We start from the raw sequence: 18374 nt of genomic DNA on the forward strand, positions 1-18374 counted from the left end.
AGTGCATAATGTCTTTTGTGCTAGGAGAGTATCGGATCACTGGTCGGCGCGCTACGGAGATCGCGGCCGACGTCGAACGGGCGGTCGGCGCGGGCGCGCTGCGCCCCGGCGACGCGCTGCCGCCGCTGCGGGAACTCGCCGCGCGACTCGCCGTCAACCCCAACACCGTGGCCGCCGCCTACCGCCTGCTGCGCGACCGGGGCGTCATCGAGACCGCGGGCCGGCGCGGCAGCCGGGTGCGGGCCAGGCCCGCCACGACCGCGCGCGACGAGCCGCGCGTCCCGGTGCCGCCCGGCGCGCGCGACCTGACCACCGGCAACCCCGACGCCGCGCTGCTCCCCCCGCTCGGCGACGCGCTCGCCTCCGCCGCGCGACGGCACGCCGCCGACCCCGCGCTCTACGGCGCTTCGGCGGAACTGCCCGAGCTGCGCGAACTGGCCCGTGCCGCCTTCGACGCGGACGGCGTGCCCGACGGGCCGATCGCGGTCACCTCGGGATCGCTGGACGCCATCGAGCGCGCGCTCGTCGCGCACCTGCGCCCCGGCGACGCGGTGGCCGTCGAGGACCCGGGCTGGGGCAGCGTCTTCGACATCGTGCCCGCGCTCGGCATGCGCGCCGTGCCGGTCCGGGTGGACGACGACGGGCCGCTGCCACAGGACGTGCGCCGGGCGCTCGGGCAGGGCGCGCGGGCACTGGTCGTCACCGACCGCGGACAGAACCCGACCGGCGCGCTGATCGGCCCGGAGCGTGCCCGCGAGCTGCGGGAGGTGCTGGCGGTCCACCCCGAGGTGCTGGTCATCGACGACGACCACGTGCACGGACTGGTCGACGAGCCGTTGCACCCGCTGGCGGGCAGCACGCCGCACTGGATGCTGGTCCGCTCCACCGCCAAGGCCTACGGCCCCGACCTGCGGCTCGCGGTGCTCACCGGCGACCCGCTCACCGTCGACCGCATCCGCGGGCGGCACCGCCTCGGGCCCGGCTGGGTCAGCCACCTCCTCCAGCACGCCGTGGTCCACCTGTGGCGCACCGGCGCGGTCGACCCGAAGGCGGTGGCGGCCGCCTACGCCGAGCGGCGTGACGCGCTGGTGGCGGCGTTGCGGGAGCGCGGGGTGGACGCCTTCGGGCGCAGCGGGATGAACGTGTGGGTCCCGGTGCCGGACGAGACGGCGGCGGTCACCGGGCTGCTGCACGGCGGCTGGGCGGTCGCGCCCGGCGCCCGGTTCCGGCTGGCGTCCGCCCCCGGCATCAGGATCACCGTCTCACCCCTGACCCCCGCCGACATCGACCCGCTCGCGGACGCCGTCGCGAGGGCGACGCGACCGGTGGCGGCAGGGCGCTACGGGTGACGGCCGAGCGCTGGTGGCGCCGGTGCGCTACGGCTGACGGGGCCGGGCGCGGGTCTGGGTGAGCGCCGCGCCGACCAGGATCACCACGGCGCCGACCGGCTCGTTCCAGGTCAGCCGCTCGTGCAGCAGCAGGGCGCCGGCCGCGGTCGCGATGACCGGGATCAGATACGTGACCATCGTGGCGATCGTCGGACCGGCCTCCTGGACCAGGCCGTACTGGGTGAGGAAGGCGAAGCCGGTGCCCAGCGCGCCCAGGGCCACCACCGACAGCACCGAGGGGAGCGGGAACGAGTGCGGCAGGGAGGTGAACAACGGCGTGACGACGGCGAGTTGAACGGTGCCGGCGAGCAGCTGCCCGGTGGACAACGACAGGCTGGAGCCGCCCGTGCCGGCGAGGGTGCGGCGTACGTAGATCCAGCCGACCGCGTAGCTGAGCCCGGCGGTCAGGGCCAGGCCGGTGCCGACCGGGTCCTGGCCGGAGAACCCCTGCCAGACGCCCAGCACGGTCAGCACTCCGGCGAAGCCGATCGCCACCCCGGCGAACCGCCGCCGTGTCGGCCGGTCCTCGGAGAGCGCCACCAGCGACAGCGCCATGCTGAACAGCGGGGTCGTCGCGTTGCAGATCCCGGCCACGGTGGAGGGGATGGTCAGCTCGGAGTACGCGAACAGCGAGAACGGCAGCGCGTTCAGCAGGAACGCGGCGACCGTCAGCCGCCCCCACACCCTCCCGCCGCGCGGCAGCCGCTCGCGCCGGGCGACCAGCACCGCGCCGAGCACCGCCGTGCCGAACACCATCCGGCCCAGGGTGACCTGGAGCGGGGCGAACGCCTCGGTACCGACCTTGATGAACAGGAAACTGAAGCCCCAGATGAGCGAGAGTGCGGCGAAGCGGATCCGCCAGTCGATCATCCGGCGGCGCCGGGGAGCGGGCCCGGGTCCGGGTGCGGACGAGGACACGGAGGCGGGCGCGGTCGCCGGGGAGGGGACGGCGGAGCGGGCTGGGCCAGAGGCAGCAGGGCGGGCTGGGGCGGTCATGGCCTCAGCCTGACGCCCTGGACATCTTAGAACAAGCGAGTTTTCGTTGCGGTATCAGCGTAGTATCGCTTACATGTTGAACCTCGACCGCCTGCGCATCCTGCATGCCATCGACGCCCACGGCTCGGTCAGCGCCGCGGCGGACATCCTCCACGTCACCACGTCCGCGATCTCGCAGCAGATGGGAAAGCTGGAGCGGGAGACCGGTCAGCAGCTGCTGGTGAAGAACGGGCGCGGGGTGCGGCTGACCGACGCCGGGCGCCTGCTGTCGGGGCACGCCGAACGCATCCTGTCGATGGTCGAGTTGGCCCACGCCGACCTGGAGGCGCATCGCGGCGCCGCGGTCGGCACGCTGACCATCGGCGCCTTCCCGACCGCGGCGCGCGGACTGCTGCCCCGCGCGCTCGCCACCTTGCGCGGCGACCACCCCCAACTGCGCCCGTACCTCCAGGAGATGGAGCCGGGCGAGGCGATTCCCCGGGTGATGCGAGGGGACGTCGACCTGGCCGTCGTCCTCGACTGGTACAACAAACCGCTCCCGCTGCCGGACGGCCTCGCCAAGGCCCCGCTGCTGGACGACCGGGTGGACGTGGTGGTGCCGGTGGACCACCCGGTGGCCGGGCGCGCGTGGGTGGACCTGGAGGAGCTGGCGGACGACGACTGGATCGCCTGGCCGCAGGGGCAGTTCTGCTGCGAATGGCTGCTGTTCACCCTCCGTGGGAAGGGCGTCGAGCCCCGGGTGTCCCACGCGGCGGACGAACATCCCACGCAGATGGCACTCGTCGAGGCGGGGCTCGGGGTGGCGGTCAGCCCCCGGCTGGGGCGCGGCCCCGTGCCCGACGGGGTGCGCGTCGTGCCGGTGCGCGACACCATGCACCGGCACGTGTACGCGGCCTGGCGCACCGACGCCGACCGCAGACCCTCCATCCGCGCAGCGGTACGGGCGCTGGGACGCGCAGGGCAGGAGCTGGTGGCTGCGGGGACGTGACGCCTCGTCAATTCAGCGTGTGTCGGCGGGAGTTGTTTTTTCTCCTTCAGTCTCAGCTGAGGAGTCGTCAGCCGAGCTTCACCGCGCCGTTCGTCACGGTGATGTTCGCGGCGGGCAGTGGCTGGGTGGCGGGGCCGTTGGCCACACTGCCGTCGGCGATGTGGAACTTGCTGCCGTGGCAGGGGCAGTTGATCGTGCCGTCCTTGACCTCCGAGACGGTGCACTGCTGATGGGTGCAGACGGCGGAGAAGCCCTTGAACTGCCCGGCCGTGGGCTGGGTCACCACGACCCGCTGGTCCGCGAAGATCCTGCCGCCGCCCTCCGGGATGTCGGAGGTCTTCGCCAGGGTGGCGCCGGAGGCACCACCGCTCGTCCCGGACGATCCGCCGGACATGCCGCCCGAGGCACCACCGGAGGTGTCACCGGACGTGGACGGGGAGCTGTCGGCGCCGTTGCCCTTCGAACCGCCGCAGGCGGCCAGCACGGCGGCGAGGCCGGTCGCTCCCGCCGCCGCGACCAGGGTGCGGCGGCTCGTGGTGACCGGTGTGCCCGGGATGTGCTCCATGTGTGAGTCCTTCCGCGAGAGGGGCCGGGCGGCGTGGGGGGTTCGCCGCCCGGCAGCGTGGTGGGTGACACGCCGCCCCCTGATACGCGGCCGGCCCCCGGTGTGTTCAACGCCGTGTGGGATCCGCCGCGCCGCACCCGGCGGAAACGCGGTGCGCGCCCCGGCCGCACCCCAAGTAGCCTGGGCGGATGCTCCCTGAAGTGATCGCGATCCGCTACGTGACGCCGTTGCGCGAGGGCGGATCGGTTCCCGGGCTCGTCGAGGCCGACGACCTGGGCACGTACGTCGCGAAGTTCACCGGTGCCGCGCAGGGCCGCAAGGCGCTGATCGCCGAGATCGTCTGCGGTGAACTCGCCCGCCGGCTGGACCTTCGGGTGCCCGACCTCGTGCGCCTGCAGTTCGATCCGGTGATCGCCCTCGGCGAGCCGGACGCCGAGGTGCAGGACCTCCTCAAGGCCAGTGGCGGCCTCAACCTCGGCATGGACTTCCTGCCCGGTTCGGTCGGCTTCGACCCGCTGGCGTTCGGCGTCGAGGCGGCCGAGGCGGGCCGGATCATCTGGTTCGACGCGCTGACCAACAACGTGGACCGGTCGTGGCGCAATCCCAACATGCTGGTCTGGCACCGCGAGTTGTGGCTGATCGACCACGGCGCCGCGCTGATCTGGCACCACAACTGGCCCGGCGCGCGCGGTTCGGCCCCGAGGCCCTACGACGCCACCGACCACGCGCTGGCCCGCTTCGTCACGCCCGCCGCGGTGGCCGACGCCGCCGCCGAGCTGGCGCCGCGCGTCACCCGGGAACTGCTGGCGGAGGCCGTCGCGCTGGTCCCCGACGAGTGGCTGCTGGACGAGCCCGGCTTCGACGGCCCCGACGACGTGCGCCGCGCCTATGTGGACGTGCTCGCCGACCGCGCCGTCACCGTCCACGAACGCGTCACGCTGACCGCCCCGCCCCGCAGGGCCGACGCGCCTCCGGAGTGGCTGAAGGTCTGGGTGACGGGCAAGTCGGCGCAGGCGAAGGGTGCCGAGGGCGCCGGAGACGGGGGTGCGCGATGAGCCGCGGTGACGTCTTCGAGTACGCGGTGGTGCGCGTCGTGCCCCGGGTGGAGCGCGGCGAGATGATCAACGCGGGCGTGCTGGTCTACTGCCGCGCCCGGTCCTACGTCGCCGCCCGCATCCACCTCGACGAGGCGCGGCTGCGCTGCCTGGATCCGGCCGCCGACGTCGAGGCGGTGCGGGCCGCGCTGCGTGCCGTGGAGTGCGTCTGCGCAGGCGGGGAGACGGCGGGGCAGGCGGCGGGGGACGACCCGGGGCGGCGCTTCCGGTGGCTGACCGCGCCGCGCAGTACGGTCGTCCAGCCGGGCCCGATCCACACCGGCCTGACCGCGGACCCGGCCGCCGAGGCCGAAAGACTGCTGGACCTGCTCGTGCGGTGAGCCACATCGGGCGCGGGGACGTTGACACTGGGTCACTACGCTCCTACGGTTTCGCATGCTGGACGTACTAAGCGGTCGCTCATACGGTGACCGCATCCGAGGGCGAGGAGAGCAGATGTCCACCACCGAGCAGCCCACCGCCGAGCAGCGGGTCGCCATCGTCACCGGCGCCGCGCGCGGCATCGGCGCCGCCACCGCGATCCGGCTCGCCGCCGAGGGCCGCGCGGTCGCCGTGCTCGACCTCGACGAGGCGGCCTGCAAGGACACCGTCGAGAAGATCACCGCGGCCGGGGGCCGGGCGCTCGCGGTCGGCGCGGACGTCTCGGACGAGGAACAGGTGGGCGCCGCCGTCGAGCGGGTCGCAGCCGAACTCGGCGCACCGACCATCCTGGTCAACAACGCGGGCGTGCTCCGCGACAACCTGCTGTTCAAGATGTCCGCCTCGGACTGGGACACCGTGATGAACGTGCACCTGCGCGGTGCGTTCCTGATGGCGCGGGCGGTCCAGAAGCACATGGTCGAGGCGAAGTTCGGCCGCATCGTCAACCTCTCGTCCAGCTCCGCGCTCGGCAACCGCGGCCAGGCCAACTACTCCACCGCCAAGGCGGGCCTGCAGGGCCTGACCAAGACGCTCGCCATCGAGCTGGGCAAGTTCGGCGTCACCGCCAACGCGGTCGCCCCCGGCTTCATCGTCACCGACATGACGGCCGCCACCGCCGCCCGCGTCAAGATGGACTTCGAGGAGTTCCAGGCCGCCGCCGCCACCCAGATCCCGGTCCAGCGGGTCGGGCAGCCCGAGGACATCGCCAACGCCATCGCCTTCTTCACCGGCGACCAGGCCGGGTTCGTCTCCGGCCAGGTGCTGTACGTGGCCGGTGGCCCGCTCAACTGACGCCGACGCGACCGAAAGGCCCCACTCATGACCACCCCCGACAGCGGTCGCGTCGCGATCGTCACCGGCGCCAGCCGCGGCATCGGCTTCGGCATAGCGCAGGCACTCGTCGCCCGCGGCGACCGGGTCTGCATCACCGGCCGCAACGAGGACGCGCTCAAGGAGGCCGTCGAACGCCTCGGCGCCGACCGGGCCATCGGCGTTGCAGGCAAGGCCCATCACGAGCCCCACCAGGCCGAGGCCGTCGAGCGCACCATGGAGGCGTTCGGCCGGGTCGACTTCCTCGCCAACAACGCGGGCACCAACCCGGTCTTCGGCCCGATCGCCGAACTCGACCTGAACGTGGCCCGCAAGGTCTTCGAGACCAACGTCATCTCCGCGCTCGGCTTCGCCCAGCAGACCTACCGGGCCTGGCAGAAGGAGAACGGCGGCGCCATCGTCAACATCGCGTCCATCGCCGGACTCGCGCCCTCGCCCTTCATCGGCGCCTACGGCATCAGCAAGGCCGCGATGGTCAACCTCACGCTCCAGCTCGCCTCCGAGTTCGCGCCCGGCGTACGCGTCAACGCCATCGCCCCGGCGGTGGTGAAGACCAGGTTCGCCGCCGCGCTCTACGAAGGGCGTGAGGAGGAGGCGGCGGCCGGTTATCCGCTGAAGCGGCTCGGCGTGCCGGAGGACATCGGCGGCGCCGCCGCGTTCCTGCTCTCCGACCAGGCGGGCTGGATCACCGGGCAGACGCTGGTGGTCGACGGCGGGCTGTTCCTGCACGCCGGGGTCGCCTGACCCGGGCCCCGGACCAGGTGCGTACGCGCGCGATGGGGCGCGGTGCCCGCCGGCACCGCGCCCCATCGCGCGCGCCGGGTCGGGGCAGGAGTGTCAGTGGGTGCCGGTACGTTCTGGGGTGAACGACGGATCACGTACCGGAGGTTGTCGACGTGCCCAACATGCTGCCCGCGTCCTGGCAGGCCGTGCTCGGCGAGGAACTGGAGAAGCCCTATTTCCAGGAACTGACCGAGTTCGTGGAGAAGGAGCGCGTCGAGCACAAGGTCTTTCCACCGCGCGAGGAGGTCTTCGCCGCGCTGGAGGCCACGCCGTACGACCGGGTGAAGGTGCTCGTCCTCGGCCAGGATCCGTACCACGGCGAGGGCCAGGCGCACGGCATGTGCTTCTCGGTGCGGCCCGGGGTGCGCACGCCGCCCTCGCTGCGCAACGTCTTCAAGGAGATGAACGCCGAGTTCGGCTACCCCGTGCCGGACAACGGCTACCTGATGCCGTGGGCCCGGCAGGGTGTGCTGCTGCTCAACGCGGTACTGACGGTGCGTGAGGGCGAGGCCAACTCCCACAAGGGCAAGGGCTGGGAGAAGTTCACCGACGCGGTGATCAGGGCGGTCGCCGACCGGCCCGACCCGGCGGTGTTCGTGCTGTGGGGCAACTACGCCAAGAAGAAGCTGCCGCTGATCGACACCGAACGGCACGCCGTCATCCAGGGCGCCCACCCCTCGCCGCTGTCCGCCAAGCTCTTCCTCGGCAGCCGTCCGTTCACCCAGATCAACGAGGCGATCGCCGCGCAGGGCCACGAGCCGGTCGACTGGCGCATCCCGAACCTGAACGCGTGACGCGGGGCGGGTGCCGCCCGCGCGGGCACCCGGACCGGACCGCCACCAGGCCGCCACCCGGTCACCGCCCGGTCGGCGATCCGGCGTACATCGCGGGATCGCCGACCGGGGATTGCCGGACCTGGCGGTTACTGTCGGAAGCGGACATCGGGTCAGGGGCCGCCGGGCCACCGCGCGATCAGGGAGGCGCTGCCATGACGGGGACGGGAGAGCCGGGCGGGCCGGCCCGCGCGGGGCATGGCGAGGATCCGATGACCACCCGCATCGGCCAGGTGATCATGCTGGCGCACGCGGGCGACCGGGAGGAGGCCAGAGACCGCTTCGCCGCGCTGTGGCAGGAGCTGGGCGAGCACGGCTCCCCGCTGCACCGCTGCACGCTCGCGCACTACATGGCGGACACCCAGGACGACCCGGAGGACGAGCTCGACTGGGACCTGCGGGCCCTGCGCGCCGCCGAGGCCGTCGAACAGGACCGGGTGACCTGGGGTGAGGAGGAGCTGTCGATACGCGGTTTCTACCCGTCGCTGCACCTGAACCTGGCCGCCGACTACCACCGGCTCGACGAGCCGGCGCTGGCCCGCGCCCACCTCGACCGGGCGCTGGCCTGCGCGGACGCGCTGGGGGATGACGCCTACGGTGACGGAATCCGAGCGGCCATCTCCCGGCTCGACCTGCGTCTCGCGGTGACCGGCGGCGGCCCCGGCGCGGAGCCCGGTCACCTCCCGTAGGGCCTCACCTGCCGTAGGCCTGGTGGCAGATGCGGGCCGCGGGGCTGTCCGGCGCCCAGTGCCCGTACGCCTCGCCCAGCGCGCAGACGTCGGCGCCGCCCGCGGGAGCTCGTGGTGCTACGCGCTCGCCGCCGCCTTCACCACCGCTGCGATGACGCCTGCCGTGCGACTGCGGGCGGCGGGCGTCACCGGGGGAGCGGTGCCACTCCTCGCGGGCGGGCGCTCCGGCGACCGGCTGTGCCGCCGGAGCGCGTGGCGCCGCGACGCCCCCGGGCCGGTCCGCCGCCTCCGGTGACCCGCCGGAGCGCGACCGGTCGGCGGCGGCGGGCGCGGTCGGCGCGGGGCCGCCGGGGCGGGTCGTGGTCACCGTCTCGCGGGCCGGTTGCTGCTCCAGCATGGGCATGGACGACGGCAGGGGCGGCGTCGCGGGTGGACGGGAACGGGAGGAGGACGAAGCCGGCGCGTGGGAGACACTCACACACCCGGTCAGAACCGAGGCGGAGGCCGCCGCCAGCACCACCATCGCGGGGAGTCGGCGCACCTCATCAACTCTGCCGCATAAAGCGCTTGTTGGACATTCCCCGCAAGGGTGATCTTTGGTGTGATGAGGTGTTCGGGCGCGCGCCGCCCCCATTCGTGCCCCCGCGCTCATTCCCCCGTCGCGCCGTCGATGCGCTCCCGGATCAGGTCGGCGTGGCCGTTGTGCCGGGCGTACTCCTCGATCATGTGAAGGTAGACCCAGCGCAGCGACACCGGGACGCCATTGCGGCTCAGGCCCGTGTCGTCCAGCGAGCGGGTCGCGGCCACCTCGCGGGCTCGGTCGATCTCCGCGCGCCAGACGGCGAACGTCTCCTCGGGGTGGGTGTCCCCGCCGACGCGCAGGTCCGCGTCGGGGTCGGCGTCGGTGTAGTACAGCGGCGGGATGTCCTGGGCGCCCAGCCTGCGCCGGAACCAGGCCCGCTCCACGTCCGTCAGGTGCCGCACCAGCCCCAGCAGCGTCAGCCCGGACGGCGGGGTGGAGGCGGTGCGCAGCTGGTCCGCCGACAGGCCCTCGCACTTGAGGGCCAGGGTGTCCCGGTGGAAGTCCAGCCAGGACTCCAGCGTGGTGCGTTCGTCGGCGGTGGTCGGCGGGTCCGTGCGGTGGAGGTGCGGGGTCGTCATGGCGGCCATCATCGGGGGCCCGGACCGCCGCCCGCCAGGGGATTTCCCCCGGAGCCCTCCGAGCCGCCGCCCCGCCCGGCGCACGCCGCGCCGCACCGCCCGCCGTATGCTGACCTGGGCATACGAGCACACCGGCACGCAGGGGAGAGCGTTCAGTGGCATCCGGGAACGGCACGTTGAGGGTCGGGGTCATCGGGCTCGGGGACATCGCGCGGAAGGCGTACCTGCCCGTCCTCACCGCGCAGCCCGGGATCGAGCTGCACCTGCACACCCGCACCCGCAGCACGCTCGACGCCGTCGGCGACGCCCACCGCATCACGCACCGGCACGCCGGCCTCGACGAACTGCTCGCCCAGGACCTCGACGCCGCCTTCGTGCACGCGCCCACCGAGACGCATCCCGAGATCGCCGAACGGCTGATCGAGGCGGGGGTCGCCGCGTACGTCGACAAACCGCTCGCGTACCACGTCGAGGAGGCGGAGCGGATCGCCGGCCTCGCGCGGCGGCGCGGGGTCAGCCTGATGACCGGCTTCAACCGCCGCCACGCGCCCGGGTACGCGCAGTGCCTGGACCACCCGCGCGACCTGATCGTGCTGCAGAAGAACCGCGTCGGGCAGGCCGAGCGGGCCCGCACCTTCGTCTACGACGACTTCATCCACGTCGTCGACACGCTGCGCTTCCTCGCGCCGGGGACCGTCGACCGCGTGGAGGTGACCGGCAGGTCGCGCGACGGGCTGCTCCAGCACGTCGTGCTCCAGCTGTCCGGCGAGGGCTTCACCGCCATCGGCATCATGAACCGCGTGAGCGGTTCCACCGAGGAGGTCCTTGAGGTGATGGGCGCCGACACCAAGCGGCAGGTCCTCAACCTCGCCGACGTCGTCGACCACAAGGGGCAGCCGACGCTGCGCAGGCGCGGCGACTGGGTACCGGTCGCCCGGCAGCGCGGCATCGAGCAGATCACCCTCGCCTTCCTCGACGCCGTGCGCTCAGGCGAGGTCGTCGACGCCGAGGACGCCGTGGCCACCCACGCGTTGTGCGAGCGGATCGTCAACGAGGTGGAGCGGCAGGCGGGTTGAGGGACGGCGACCGCCCCGGCGTGGTGCCGGTGCGGCCTCAACCCGCCCTGCGCGCCGTCCCGTTGCCGCGGCGTGCGCGCGTCCGCAGGGTGCCCTCGTAGACCGCGGCCACCGCCAGCGATCCCACCGCCAGCTGCGGCACCCAGGCGCCGAGGCGGTCGTAGGGACTGCGGCCGCCGGAGAGCGGGACGGTGTACAGGTGCTCGCCGCTGGTGTTCGTGCCCATGCGGGGGCCGACCTGCCGGCCGCTCGCGTCGAACACCGCGCTCTCACCGGTGAGGGTGGCGTGCACCATCGGCCGCCAGGTCTCCGCCGCACGCAGCGCCGCGAGTGAGGCGTGCTGCGCCGGGGCCCAGGTGTCCTGGAACGTCGAGGTCGAGGACTGTGCCACCAGGACCTGCGCGCCCATGTCCGCCAGGTGGCGGGTCATGTCGGGGAAGGCGGTCTCGAAGCAGATCAGCGGGCCGATCCGCACCTTGCCGACGTTCATCAGCACCTGACGGGTGCCGCGGTGCCGGTTGACGGCGGCGGCCTTGCCCACCTTCGTGGCCCAGCCCAGTACCGAGCGGAACGGGATGTACTCGCCGAACGGCACCAGCCGCATCTTGTCGTACGTCGGCCCCGTCGGGCCGTTCGGACCGATGAGCACCGACGTCTTGTAGATGCCCTTGCCGTCGGCCCGCTGGGCGTCCACGTTGACCAGCACGTCCGCTCCGACCTGCCGGGACAGCGCGGCCAGTCGCGCCGTGAGGTCCGGCCGGGCGGACAGGTCGAAGCCGACGCTGCTCTCGCCCCACACCACCAGGTCGGGACGGCTCCCGGCGAGCCGCGCGGTCAGTTGCGCGCTGCGGTCGAAGCGGTCCATCGGGCCGTTGATGACGCCGGGCTGCACCACCGCGACCCGCACGCTCCCGGTGCGCGGCGGCGCAGGCACCCAGAACCACGCCGCCGTCACACCGGCCGCGACCAGCGCCAGCGCCCCGGCCGCCAGCAGCCGGGCGGCGCGGGAGAAGACCAGCTCGGCGACCGCGGTGTTGACCGCCACCACCAGGAAGCTCAGCAGCCAGACCCCGCCCACCGAGGCCAGCCGCAGCGCGGGCGGCACCTCCCACTGGCTGGCCCCGAGCAGTCCCCAGGGGCCGCCGAGGTACTGCCAGGAGCGCACCAGCTCAGCCATCAGCCACCCGGACGGCACCAGCACCAGCGCGGCGAGCAGCGCGCCGCGTCCGGGGGCGCCGCCCAGCACCCGCCACACCAGCCAGCCCCAGGGCGCCCACAGCAGGCCCAGCAGCGCGGCCAGCACCACGATGAACACGTTCAGGCTCGGCAGCAGCCAGTGGTGCACGGCGAACAGGAAGCCGAAGCCGCCCAGCCAGCCGTCCAGCACCGCGCGCCGCGCGGTCGGCGCCGACCGGATCAGCAGCAGCAGCGGCACCAGCGCTACGTAGGCGAACCACCACAGGTCGGGCGTGGGAAAGGTCAGGAAGGGCAGCGCGCCGCTGACGGCGGCGACCAGCCCGCGCCACCACGGCGAGGCCAGGGACATCCGTCGGTGACCGGAAGACCGGACCGGCGGCCGCATGCCCTGCCTGCGCCGCGCCGACGGCGACCAGGTCCGGGGACGGGTCAGCTTCACAAGAGTGGACACGTCAGCAGCCTCCCCGGGTCACAGGGGTGGCAACCAGATCCGCCGGCCGGACCGCCCCAACGCCGGACCTCCTCAGTCTTCGCCTCCGGGGGCGCGTACGGAAGGGCCGTGGGGCCCCGGCGACCAGTTCGCCGGGGCCCCACGGCACCGTGGATCCAGGCGGTCCGGGCCGCCGCGGCGGCTCAGACCGCCGGTGCCCCCACCAGGGAACGCAGCAGCCGCGGACCGGCGTGCTCCAGGCTGGTCAGCACGGTACGGCCCGGCGCCTGATCGATCGGCACCAGCGAGGGCACCACCAGCACCGGGCACCCGGCCGCCTGCGCGGAGGCGACCCCGGTCGGGGTGTCCTCCACCGCGACGCAGCGACGCGGGTCGGCGCCGAGCAGCCGTGCCGCCGCCAGGTAGGGATCCGGCGCCGGCTTGCTGCGCGGCGTGTCGTCCGCGGACACCGACAGCGCGAACCGCCCGGGCCCGAGGACGTCCAGCACCAGGTCCACCACGCGCCGCGGCGAGGCGGAGACCAGCGCGGTGGTGACCCCCTCGGCGCCCAGCGCGTCCAGCAGCCGGACCGCGCCGGGTCGGGGGCGCACGTCGCGGGCCACCAGCTCGGCGAAGCGCTCGTCCAACGCCCGCTCCAGCTCGGACAGCCCGGCGTCCGTGCCGGTCACCGCGGCCAGATGCCGGGCGCTGTGCGCCACCGGCCGGCCGAGCACCTCGGGCACGTCCGCCTCGCCGAGTTCGTGGCCGAGGCGCGCGGCGGTCTCCGCGACCGCCTGCCACCACACGCCCTCGGTGTCCACCAAGGTGCCGTCCATGTCGAACAGCACCGCCTGCAGGTCCCCCGCCCCCGGGCCGACCGCGTCCCGCGTCATCCGGCCAGTCCGCCTTCCGCGCCCTGACCGCAGACGCTCCCGGCGAACGCCGCCGAGGCGGAACCGGCGCCGCCCACGACCGGGTCCACCAGGACCGGGCGCTCCGGCAGCCGCACCGTGGCCGCGGCGCCGGCGGCCAGGCCGCCCGCCCGGTGGCTGGAGACGTCGACCTTGACGGACGTGCCGTCCGGCAGCGCGACCGTCACCCGCGTCACGGCGCCGTGGAACGCGGTGGCCATGATCCGTGCCGCGCCGTGCTCGTCGGCCACGACCTCGATGGCCTCCGGCCGCACCAGCACGTCCACCGTCCCGGCCACCGGCGCGCCGCGCACCGGCAGACGCTGCCCCAGCACCTCCACCGTGCCGTCGCCCGCCGCGCGGCCCGGCAGCCGGTTCATCGTGCCGACGAACTCGGCGACGAACGCGGTCGCCGGGTTGTCGTACAGCTCGGCGGGGGAGGCGCACTGCTCCAGCCGCCCGTCGCGCATCACGGCGACCCGGTCGGCGGTGGACAGCGCCTCCTCCTGGTCGTGGGTGACGAACACCGTGGTGATCCGCAACTCCTGCTGGAGCCTGCGGATCTCCTCGCGCAGTGTCACCCGCACCTTGGCGTCCAGCGCGGACAGCGGCTCGTCCAGCAGCAGGACCTTCGGCCGCATCGCCAGCGCGCGGGCGAGCGCCACCCGCTGCTGCTGGCCGCCGGACATCTGGTGCGGGTAGCGGTCCGCGTGCTGCGGCAGACCGACCAGCGACAGCAACTCCGCGGCCCGCTTGCGGCGTTCGGCGGTGCCCACCTTGCGCATGCGCAAGCCGAACGCCACGTTCTCCGCGGCCGACAGGTGCGGGAAGAGGCTGTAGGACTGGAAGACCATTCCCGCGTCCCGGCGGTGCGCCGGGACGCCGCTGATGTCCTCGCCGTCCACCAGGATCTGGCCGGAGTCCGGGTGCTCGAACCCCGCGAGCATCCGCAGGGCGGTTGTCTTGCCGCAGCCGGACGGCCCCAGCAGGGCCAGCAACTCGCCCTGGTGAGCGGTCAGGTCCAGACCGTCCAGCGCCTTGGTGGCGCCGAACGCCTTGTGCAGCGAACGGAACTCGACGGTCATGCCGACTCCTGCGGAATGAGCGCCGGGGCGGCCGACGCGGCGCTCCGGCGGGGGGTACGGGAACGGGCGCGGCCCGCGAAGGCGAGCACCAGCAGCAGCGCCCAGGTGATCAGCAGGCTCAGCACCGAGACGGCGACCGACAGCTGGGCCTGCTCGCCGCCGACGGCGACGATCCACACCGCGAAGGTGCGAAATCCCAGCAGGTTGCCCATGGTGTACTCGCCGAGCACCAGCGCGAGGGTGAGGAACGCCGCGTTCAGCAGCGCGCCACGCAGGTTGGGCAGCACCGCCTGGAACACCGCGCGCCAACGGCTCGCGCCGCAGCTGCGCGCCGCCTCCATCAGGGTGCGCACGTTCACCGCCCGCATGCCCGCGTCCAGCGCGCGGTACGCCAGCGGCAGCGCCATCACCGAGTAGCCGAGCACCAGCACCACCGGGAAGCCCGGGTCCTGCGCCGCCACGAACGTCTCGAACAGCGGGGTGCGCGACAGGTACTGCGGGCCCCACTGCAGGACGTTGCTGTACCCGGCGACCAGCGCCACCGAGGGGATGACCAGCGGTAGCGAGCACACGATCTCCAGCACCGGCCGAAGCCTCGGCGCCGACAGCCGCACCGCGAGAACGGCGGGCACCAGCAGCCCGAGCACCACCACGATGGTGGCCGCCGCCAGCTCCAGGCTGAGCAGCAGGCTCTGACCGAACCCGGAGGCGCTCAGGATCCCGGTGTACGCGGACAGCGAGAACCCCTGCCCCGGCACGTTGACGGTGAACAGGATCGAGGCGGCCATCGGCACCACGAAGTACAGACCGGCCAGCACGCCCACCACCCCCCGCCACCAGCGGGGGGAGCGGGAGGTCAGTCGAGCCATCGGGCGCTCCTTCGCTGCAACGGGATGTAGACGGCCATCACCAGTCCGGCGACCACCACCATGTCCAGGCTCAGGGCGAGCGCCACGTTGCCCTGCCCCACCAGCACGTTGCCCGACAGCGCGTTGGCGATCTGCAACGTGACCAGCGGGACGGAGGCGCCGACCATCGCGGCGGCGGTCGCGTAGGCGGCGAAGGCGCTGCCGAACAGCAGCACGTAGCCGCCGAGCAGCGACGGCGCGAGCACCGGCAGCGCCACGTGCAGCCAGTACCTCAGCGTGGTCGCGCCGTTGTTCTGCGCGGCTTCCCGCCAGCCGGCCCGCAGCCCTTCCAGCGCCGGCGCGATGGTCAGCACCATCAGCGGCAGCAGGAAGTACAGGTAGACCAGTACCAGGCCCCAGAAGCTGTACAGGCTCCAGCCGTGGTCGGCGAGGCCCAGATGGGTGGTGAGCACACCGGCGTTGCCGAGGGTGGCGACGAAGGCGAACGCCAGCGGGACGCCACCGAAGTTGGCCAGCACGCCCGAGGCGGACATCACCGCGTCGCGCAGGCCCTGCCGCCGCGAGGTCACCACGGCCTGCGCCAGCGGCACGCCGAGGACGGTGGCGATCAGGGCGGACAGGGCCGACAGCTTCACGCTGCCGAGCAGCGCCGTCAGGTAGGCGCCGTGCACCGAGTCGGTGAGGTTGGCGAGCGTCGCGTGGACGCCGCCCGGCGCGTTGGCACTCGTGGTAAACGCGCCGGTCAGGATGGCCACGGCGGGCAGCCCGAAGGCCACCGCCATGAACAGCAGCAGCGGGACGGCGGCCAGGAAGCCGCCGCCCGACCGCGTGGTGAGCTTGGGAGTCATCACGAAACGGCCTGCGCCCACTTCTCGGTGACGACCTGCTTGGCCTTGTTCTGCTGGTCCGTGCTCGGGAACGCCGGGGTGCCGCTGACCGGCGGGAGCTTGCCTGCGGCCTGGACGTTGAGGGAGCCGTTCTCCTGCATGGCGTCCATCAGCGCCGGGCGGGCGTAGCCGGCGAGGAAGAGGTTCTGGCCCTCGGCGCTGTAGAGGTACTCCTCCCACAGCCGCGCGGCGGCCGGGTGCGGGGCGTCCGCGTTGATGGCCTGCGAGTAGTACTGCGCGTAGGTGCCGTCGGTCGGGATGTTGACCTGCCAGTCGACGCCCTTGCCCTTGAACTGGTCGGCGTAACCGGCGTTGAGGTAGTCCCAGTCGACCGTGATCGGGGTCTCGCCCTTCTGGATGGTCGCCGGGGTCGCCTGCACCGGGTTGAAGTTGCCCGCCTTCTTCAGCTTCGCGAAGAAGTCGATGCCGGGCTGGATGTTGTCGAACGAGCCGCCGTTGGCCAGTGCCGCGGCGTACACCGCGCCGAAGGCCGCACCCGCCTTGGTCGGGTCGCCGTTGAGCGCCACGTCGTTCTTGTACTCGGGCTTGAGCAGATCGGAGAAGTTCTTCGGGCAGACCTTGATGCGCTTGGCGTCGCAGCCGATGGAGATGTAGCCGCCGTAGTCGTTGTACCAGTCGCCGTTCGCGTCCTTCTGCACCGTCGGGATCGAGCCGAACTCCGCGACCTTGTACGGCGCGAACAGACCCTGCTGGGCCCCGCTGATCGCGAAGGAACTGCCCAGGTCCACCACGTCCGGGGCTCTGTTCTGGCCCTTTCTGCTGGTGATCGCGTTGATCTCGTCCTGGCTCGATCCCTCGGGGTTCTCGTCCTGGACCTTGATGCCGTACTTCTTGGTGAACCCGTCGATGACCGCACCGTAGTTGGCCCAGTCGCGGGGCAGCGCGATGGCGTTGAGCGTGCCCTCCTTCCTGGCCGCGGCGATCAGAGCGTTCATGCCGCCGAACTGGGCGGCGGAGGTGGCGTTCGCGGCGCTCTTGCCGTTCGCCGACGTGCTCGTGGTGGGCGCGGCGCCGCAGGCGCTGAGCGTGAGCGCCGAGACGGCGAGGATGCCGGCGACGCCTATGACCCGGGGACGGGACACGATCACGGGGGATCTCCTGGGGGTGGTGAGGAGCTGAGGGTTTTCCCAAGGTTGGCTGTACAACTCCAACTTCGGCTGGTGACAAGTACGGACGACGCGGGTGACGAATAGGTGAACGATGGGGCGAGAAACGACAACGGAGGCGGGAACAAGGCCGATCGCCCGGATTTCGTCCGCCGCCGGATGCCCTACGCTCGCGATCGCGCTGATAGGAGTACGCATTACGGACACCGCAGACGGCTGACGGGAGCGAACGTGGCGGACGCACGGCAGGCTATGTACCGGCAGGTGGCTGCCGACCTCAGGCACGCCATCACGGACGGTGCCTACGGGTCGGGCGGCAGACTGCCGGCCGAGAGCGCGCTCGCCGAGGCGTACGGGGTCTCCCGCGGCACCATCCGCCAGGCGCTGTCGGTCCTGCGCGCGGACGGCCTGGTCACCTCCCGGCGCGGCACCCGCCGCGTGGTCCTGGGCACCGCCCGGGTGCCCACCTTCCGCGAGTCGCTGAGCTTCACCCGCTGGGCGCGCTCGATAGGCGAGGAGCCCGGGGCCCGGGTGGTCGGCCTCGTGCGCGTCCCGGCCGACGAGGCCGAACGCGAGCAACTGCGCCTGGAGGTGGGCGACCATGTCTACCGCGTCCTGCGGGTGCGCACCCTGTCGGCGGTCCCGGTGATGGTCGAACGGACCGTCTACCCCGAGCGGGTCGGCGAGATCGTGGCGGCCTGCGATCCGGCGACCGTCTCGCACACGGTGCCGATGGAGGAGCGCGGGGTGGTGATCACCGACGCCCACCACACCATCGACGTGACCGGCGCCGACGAGGACGACTCCCGGCTGCTCGGCTGCCGGGTCGGCGACGCGCTGCTACGGGAGCGCAGGCGCAGCACGGACCCGGCCGGGTCCCCGGTCGAGTGGGCCGAGGACCGCTACCTGCCGGGCACCATAGCCTTCGCCGTGCACAACTCCGCGGCGGCCAGCTCCCTTTCGCGGCGGCCCGCTCTCTGACCTGTGGTGGTCGCGCCCGGGAACCAGTCACGGAGCGTCACG

At 73.1% G+C, this 18374-nt stretch carries 20 protein-coding genes; 10 read left to right on the forward strand and 10 right to left on the reverse strand.

What is annotated here, in order from left to right; all coding sequences use genetic code 11:
• Positions 1 to 17: 17 nt before the first annotated feature.
• Positions 18 to 1349 (forward strand): aminotransferase class I/II-fold pyridoxal phosphate-dependent enzyme, encoded by a 1332-nt coding sequence (locus CK485_RS00405; protein ID WP_109445630.1) that lies wholly within the window; start codon positions 18 to 20, stop codon positions 1347 to 1349.
• A gap of 27 nt (positions 1350 to 1376) precedes the next feature.
• Here the strand turns inward: CK485_RS00405 and CK485_RS00410 are convergent, their stop codons facing one another.
• Positions 1377 to 2384: a DMT family transporter gene (locus CK485_RS00410; protein ID WP_109445632.1), complete on the reverse strand. Its 1008-nt coding sequence runs from the start codon at positions 2382 to 2384 to the stop codon at positions 1377 to 1379.
• A 73-nt stretch (positions 2385 to 2457) separates the two neighbouring features.
• On the opposite strand from CK485_RS00410, the gene CK485_RS00415 reads away from it, so the two are divergent.
• Positions 2458 to 3372, forward strand: coding sequence for a LysR family transcriptional regulator (locus CK485_RS00415; RefSeq protein ID WP_109445633.1), 915 nt, complete (start codon positions 2458 to 2460; stop codon positions 3370 to 3372).
• Positions 3373 to 3439: 67 nt separating this feature from the next.
• Here CK485_RS00415 and CK485_RS00420 read toward each other — a convergent pair whose 3' ends face one another.
• Complete coding sequence (locus CK485_RS00420; RefSeq protein WP_109445635.1) at positions 3440 to 3937, reverse strand: Rieske (2Fe-2S) protein; 498 nt, start codon at positions 3935 to 3937, stop codon at positions 3440 to 3442.
• Positions 3938 to 4125: 188 nt separating this feature from the next.
• Between CK485_RS00420 and CK485_RS00425 the strand changes: the two genes are divergently transcribed.
• The 6 genes from CK485_RS00425 (at position 4126) to CK485_RS00450 (ending at position 8608) form a co-directional block, all read left to right on the forward strand.
• A complete protein-coding gene (locus CK485_RS00425) occupies positions 4126 to 4992 on the forward strand; it encodes a HipA family kinase (protein ID WP_199239184.1) in 867 nt (288 codons plus the stop codon).
• A complete protein-coding gene (locus CK485_RS00430; RefSeq protein WP_109445639.1) occupies positions 4989 to 5372 on the forward strand; it encodes a DUF3037 domain-containing protein in 384 nt (127 codons plus the stop codon). The genes CK485_RS00425 and CK485_RS00430 overlap by 4 nt, the downstream gene beginning before the upstream one ends.
• Positions 5373 to 5487: 115 nt before the next feature.
• Positions 5488 to 6264: a 3-oxoacyl-ACP reductase FabG gene (gene fabG, locus CK485_RS00435; RefSeq protein ID WP_109445641.1), complete on the forward strand. Its 777-nt coding sequence runs from the start codon at positions 5488 to 5490 to the stop codon at positions 6262 to 6264.
• Positions 6265 to 6291: 27 nt separating this feature from the next.
• Positions 6292 to 7047, forward strand: coding sequence for an SDR family oxidoreductase (locus CK485_RS00440; RefSeq protein ID WP_109445643.1), 756 nt, complete (start codon positions 6292 to 6294; stop codon positions 7045 to 7047).
• A 152-nt stretch (positions 7048 to 7199) separates the two neighbouring features.
• Positions 7200 to 7880, forward strand: coding sequence for a uracil-DNA glycosylase (locus CK485_RS00445; protein WP_241968039.1), 681 nt, complete (start codon positions 7200 to 7202; stop codon positions 7878 to 7880).
• A gap of 251 nt (positions 7881 to 8131) precedes the next feature.
• On the forward strand, positions 8132 to 8608 hold the full coding sequence (locus CK485_RS00450) for a hypothetical protein (RefSeq protein ID WP_109445645.1): 477 nt from the start codon (positions 8132 to 8134) through the stop codon (positions 8606 to 8608).
• 4 nt (positions 8609 to 8612) lie between these two features.
• On the opposite strand, the gene CK485_RS00455 is transcribed toward CK485_RS00450, so the two are convergent.
• Together CK485_RS00455 and CK485_RS00460 are read right to left on the reverse strand one after the other, a co-directional pair.
• Positions 8613 to 9149: a hypothetical protein gene (locus CK485_RS00455; protein WP_158288139.1), complete on the reverse strand. Its 537-nt coding sequence runs from the start codon at positions 9147 to 9149 to the stop codon at positions 8613 to 8615.
• A gap of 107 nt (positions 9150 to 9256) precedes the next feature.
• On the reverse strand, positions 9257 to 9769 hold the full coding sequence (locus CK485_RS00460) for a DinB family protein (protein WP_109446495.1): 513 nt from the start codon (positions 9767 to 9769) through the stop codon (positions 9257 to 9259).
• Between the two features lie 176 nt (positions 9770 to 9945).
• Between CK485_RS00460 and CK485_RS00465 the strand changes: the two genes are divergently transcribed.
• A complete protein-coding gene (locus CK485_RS00465; protein WP_109445649.1) occupies positions 9946 to 10845 on the forward strand; it encodes a Gfo/Idh/MocA family oxidoreductase in 900 nt (299 codons plus the stop codon).
• A gap of 37 nt (positions 10846 to 10882) precedes the next feature.
• Here CK485_RS00465 and lnt read toward each other — a convergent pair whose 3' ends face one another.
• From lnt to CK485_RS00495, 6 genes are all read right to left on the reverse strand, one after another.
• Entirely contained in the window at positions 10883 to 12391 is a 1509-nt protein-coding gene (gene lnt / locus CK485_RS00470; protein WP_241968084.1) for an apolipoprotein N-acyltransferase, read from the reverse strand.
• Between the two features lie 284 nt (positions 12392 to 12675).
• Positions 12676 to 13365: an HAD family phosphatase gene (locus CK485_RS00475; RefSeq protein WP_109445651.1), complete on the reverse strand. Its 690-nt coding sequence runs from the start codon at positions 13363 to 13365 to the stop codon at positions 12676 to 12678.
• The gene (locus CK485_RS00480; protein ID WP_109445653.1) at positions 13362 to 14468 is read right to left on the reverse strand and encodes an ABC transporter ATP-binding protein; all 1107 of its coding nucleotides are present in this window, start codon (positions 14466 to 14468) and stop codon (positions 13362 to 13364) included. Before CK485_RS00480 ends, CK485_RS00475 begins: the two co-directional genes overlap by 4 nt.
• Positions 14465 to 15337, reverse strand: coding sequence for an ABC transporter permease subunit (locus tag CK485_RS00485; protein WP_109445655.1), 873 nt, complete (start codon positions 15335 to 15337; stop codon positions 14465 to 14467). Before CK485_RS00485 ends, CK485_RS00480 begins: the two co-directional genes overlap by 4 nt.
• On the reverse strand, positions 15325 to 16185 hold the full coding sequence (locus tag CK485_RS00490; protein WP_109446499.1) for an ABC transporter permease subunit: 861 nt from the start codon (positions 16183 to 16185) through the stop codon (positions 15325 to 15327). Before CK485_RS00490 ends, CK485_RS00485 begins: the two co-directional genes overlap by 13 nt.
• Positions 16185 to 17333 carry an ABC transporter substrate-binding protein gene (locus CK485_RS00495; RefSeq protein ID WP_109445657.1) on the reverse strand — a complete coding sequence of 383 codons (1149 nt, stop codon included), beginning with the start codon at positions 17331 to 17333 and terminating at the stop codon, positions 16185 to 16187. The genes CK485_RS00490 and CK485_RS00495 overlap by 1 nt, the downstream gene beginning before the upstream one ends.
• A 282-nt stretch (positions 17334 to 17615) precedes the next feature.
• Between CK485_RS00495 and CK485_RS00500 the strand changes: the two genes are divergently transcribed.
• Positions 17616 to 18332 (forward strand): GntR family transcriptional regulator, encoded by a 717-nt coding sequence (locus CK485_RS00500; protein ID WP_241968040.1) that lies wholly within the window; start codon positions 17616 to 17618, stop codon positions 18330 to 18332.
• Positions 18333 to 18374: the final 42 nt, after the last annotated feature.

Source organism: Streptomyces sp. ICBB 8177, from assembly GCF_003144095.1.
GTDB lineage: Bacteria > Actinomycetota > Actinomycetes > Streptomycetales > Streptomycetaceae > Streptantibioticus_D.